The organism is Streptomyces tricolor, from assembly GCF_002155905.1.
Classification (GTDB): domain Bacteria; phylum Actinomycetota; class Actinomycetes; order Streptomycetales; family Streptomycetaceae; genus Streptomyces; species Streptomyces tricolor.
The window spans coordinates 1-3,134 of sequence record NZ_MUMF01000740.1; the positions used below are offsets into that span (position 1 = coordinate 1).

The 3,134-nt window shown below is 73.9% G+C and carries 3 protein-coding genes; 2 read left to right on the top strand and 1 reads right to left on the bottom strand.

Annotated elements, in window-relative coordinates:
* Both uppS and CCN44_RS38625 read left to right on the top strand, forming a co-directional pair.
* The coding region (gene uppS, locus CCN44_RS38620) for a polyprenyl diphosphate synthase (protein WP_086703542.1) at positions 1 to 553 on the top strand (553 nt) is incomplete at its 5' end.
* Entirely contained in the window at positions 550 to 2,031 is a 1,482-nt protein-coding gene (locus CCN44_RS38625; RefSeq protein ID WP_086703547.1) for an oxygenase MpaB family protein, read from the top strand. The genes uppS and CCN44_RS38625, both read left to right, overlap by 4 nt.
* Positions 2,032 to 2,058: 27 nt before the next feature.
* On the opposite strand, the gene CCN44_RS38630 is transcribed toward CCN44_RS38625, so the two are convergent.
* Positions 2,059 to 2,931: an SGNH/GDSL hydrolase family protein gene (locus CCN44_RS38630; protein WP_086703551.1), complete on the bottom strand. Its 873-nt coding sequence runs from the start codon at positions 2,929 to 2,931 to the stop codon at positions 2,059 to 2,061.
* Positions 2,932 to 3,134 lie beyond the last annotated feature (203 nt).

Genomic DNA, 3,134 nt, shown 5'->3' on the forward strand with positions numbered 1-3,134 from the left:
CTCCACCGAGAACTGGCAGCGGCCGAGCACCGAGGTCGACTTCCTGATGCGGCTGGTCCGCCGGGTGGTGCGCAAACACGCCCCGCTGCTGCACGCGCGGGGGATCCGCTGCCGGTTCCTCGGCGTGGCGGATCCGCGCATCCCGCCGGCGCTGACCCGGGACTTCGCCGATCTGATGACGCTGACGGGCGAGAACCGGGGCATGACGCTGACCGTCGCGTTCGATCACGGCGGACGCAGGGACATCGTGGCGGCGGCCCGCTCCCTGATCCGCAGCGGGGTGCCGGCCGAGGCCGTGGACGAGCGGAGCTTCGCCGCTCATCTGCCGTTTCCCGACACCCCCGACGTGGACCTCGTCATCCGCACCTCCGGGGAGCAGCGCATCTCCAACTTCATGCTCTGGCAGGTCGCCTACGCGGAGTGGATGTTCCCGCCGGTCCTCTGGCCGGACTTCCGCGCGCCCCACTTCCTGGAGTGCCTGCACACCTATCAGCAGCGCGACCGCCGCTTCGGCGGCGTCACGCCGAACGCGAACGGAGAACGACGACCGTGACGGACACGGGCAGCAACGAGCCCAGGAACACCGGCGACGCATCCGGAGCCGCTGCCGCCGACGATCAACTCTTCGGCCCGGACAGCCAGTTCGAGGCGTTCTTCAACGATCCACGCTGGGCGCTGGCCGTCGTCCGGGCGACCGTGCTGGAGGCCGCGCACCCGCAGGTCGGCGCGGCCCTGATCGACAACTCGACGTTCGTGACCCACCCGTGGCGGCGGCTGCGCAACACGGTCGTGAGCCTGCAGCGCATGTTCGGGCCCGACGACGCGGTACGGCGCAGGGAGGCGGCGCGGCTCAACCGGCTGCACGCCCGGCTGAGCGGCACCGACGCGCACGACCGGCCCTACGACGCGATGGATCCGGCGGTGCGGGCCTGGGTGGTGGCCACCCTCTTCGAGAGCAGCGTCACGATGTGCCGCCTCAGCGGGCAGCCGCTGGAGCAGGCCGCCATGGAGCGGCTGTACGCCGAATTCCGGGCCTATCTGGCCGCCTTGGACGGCGATGCCCGCCATCTGCCGTCCACGCTGCACGAGTTCTGGGCGTACTACGACCGTGTGGTGGAGGAGGAACTGGAGAACACGGAGGCGATGCGCATCATCCTCTACCGGCTCTTCGACCATCTGCCCGCGCCGCCCCTGCTGCACGGTCTGCCCACCCTGTGGGCGGCCGGCCGCGCGCTCGCCGGGCCGCTCATCGGCGTGGTCACCGTGGCGTCCCTGCCGGAGCCGTTCCGCCGCCGGGCGGGGCTGCCCGAGCTGCCCGGCGCCCAGACCCTGATGCAGGGCGCCTATCTCGGCGCCGGCCTCGCCCGGTTCCTCCCGGAGGGGTGGATCCGGACCGACGCCCTCACCGGCCTGCTCGCCCTCTCCCCCGACAGCGACGACCCCCGGGCCCGGACGCTCGGCGCGCTGCGGGACCGGATGAAGCGGGCCGGGGCCCTGGTACGGCTGATCACTCCCCTGCCGCCGGAGCCGGACCCCGATGCGGGGAGCGCCGCACGGCGCAGCGCGGAGGAGTTCTTCGCGGCGGTGCTGGACCAGACCGGGGACGGCTGTCTGGACTGGCCCGACCTCGCCGCCATGGCCCGGGAGATCGCCGGCCGGCTCGACCTGGACGAGCCGGAGGAGACGCGGCTCTACGACGCCTTCGCCGGCTGGTGGCGGGAGCTGCAGGCGGCTCTCGACACCGACGGCGACGGTCGGATCAGCGCCGCGGAGTACGCGGCGGCCGTGCCGTCGCTCGCCGGTCCCGCCCTGATCAGGGTCGCCGAGGTGCTCTTCGACGTCACCGACGTGAACGGCGATCAGCGCGTCGACGCGGCGGAGTACCGGGCGCTGTTCCGCAGGGGCTTCCGCCGGGACATGACCGGCGCGGACGGCACCTACTCGCGGGCCGCTTTCGTGCGGGACTTCCTGGCCTTCATGTCGGGCCGGGAGCGCTCGACCCCCTACGACCCGCTGCTCGCCGACGCCTGACCGGCGGCCTCGGCGCGGCGGCGAGCGTCAGCCGAGGCCGAGGACGCTCAGGGTGCGCTCCGCCATCCGCCGCTCGCCGAGGGCGTTGGGGTGGACGGGGACGACGCTGTGCCCGAACAGCAGCGGCTCGATCCACCGGGTGCCGGCGGGCTGGCAGGCGTCGTGCCCGGTGGAGACCTCGGCGAAGTCCACGTAGGTCGCCCCCGTCTCCTCGGCGGCCCGCCGGACCACGGCGTTGAGGTGCGCCTGCAGGGCGTGCAGGTACGGCACGTCACCGGTGGCGACGGGCAGCCTGGCGAAGCAGGACGGGTCGGCCGTGGCGGGCGTGATCCAGGGGTAGCCGAGCACGGCCACGCGGGCCTGCGGGGCCTTGGCGCGCACGGCGCGGAGCGCGGATTTCAGCGCCGGGTAGGTGTCGGTGTCGATCGCGTCGTCGAAGGCCGTGCCGTACCTGTCCTTGCACGGGCTGCCCCGGCCGCCGCTGAGGATGCCGGCGGTTCCGCAGGCGGTCACGGCGTTGATGAAGGTGCCGTTGTCGTTGCCGCCGATGGTCAGGGTCACCAGGTCGGTGTCCGCGGTGACCGCGTCCGCCTGGGGAGGGACGCCGGGGTACTGGGGCTCGGTGAAGTCCTTGGTCTGGGCGGCGCCGCAGGTGACGTCGGTCAGCCGGGCCGCCGTCCGGGCGGCGATGACGTGGGGGTAGTTCGCGGTGGAGCGCAGGCAGAGCGGACTGGTGAGGTCGACGGGCAGGACACCGGAGGCGGCGCTGTAACTGTCCCCGAGGGCCGCGTAGTCGAGCGGGGTCGCGGCCTGGGCGGGGACCGTGGTGAGGCCGAGGGCCAGCGCGCCGACGGCCGCGGAGGCGGCGGTGAGGACTCGGCGCAGGGCGGACATGGGCATGGAGGTGCTCTCCCTTCTCGGGGCGGGACGCGAGCCGCACGGGAGGGAACACGAGCCGCACGGGACGGGACGAGGGCTGCGCGGGACGGGACGCGGGCTGCGCGGGACGGGACGCGAGGCAGGCGGGGCTCAGGGCAGGCGGGCATGGCGGTGCCGTGGGCGTGCTGGGGCGCGGGAGCAGGGCGGCTCGATCGAGCCGGGGA

Excerpts from the sequence above, each read along its gene's own strand:
- CCN44_RS38630 (WP_086703551.1), bottom strand. The coding sequence starts at position 2,931 with ATGCCCATGTCCGCCCTGCGCCGAGTCCTCACCGCCGCCTCCGCGGCC.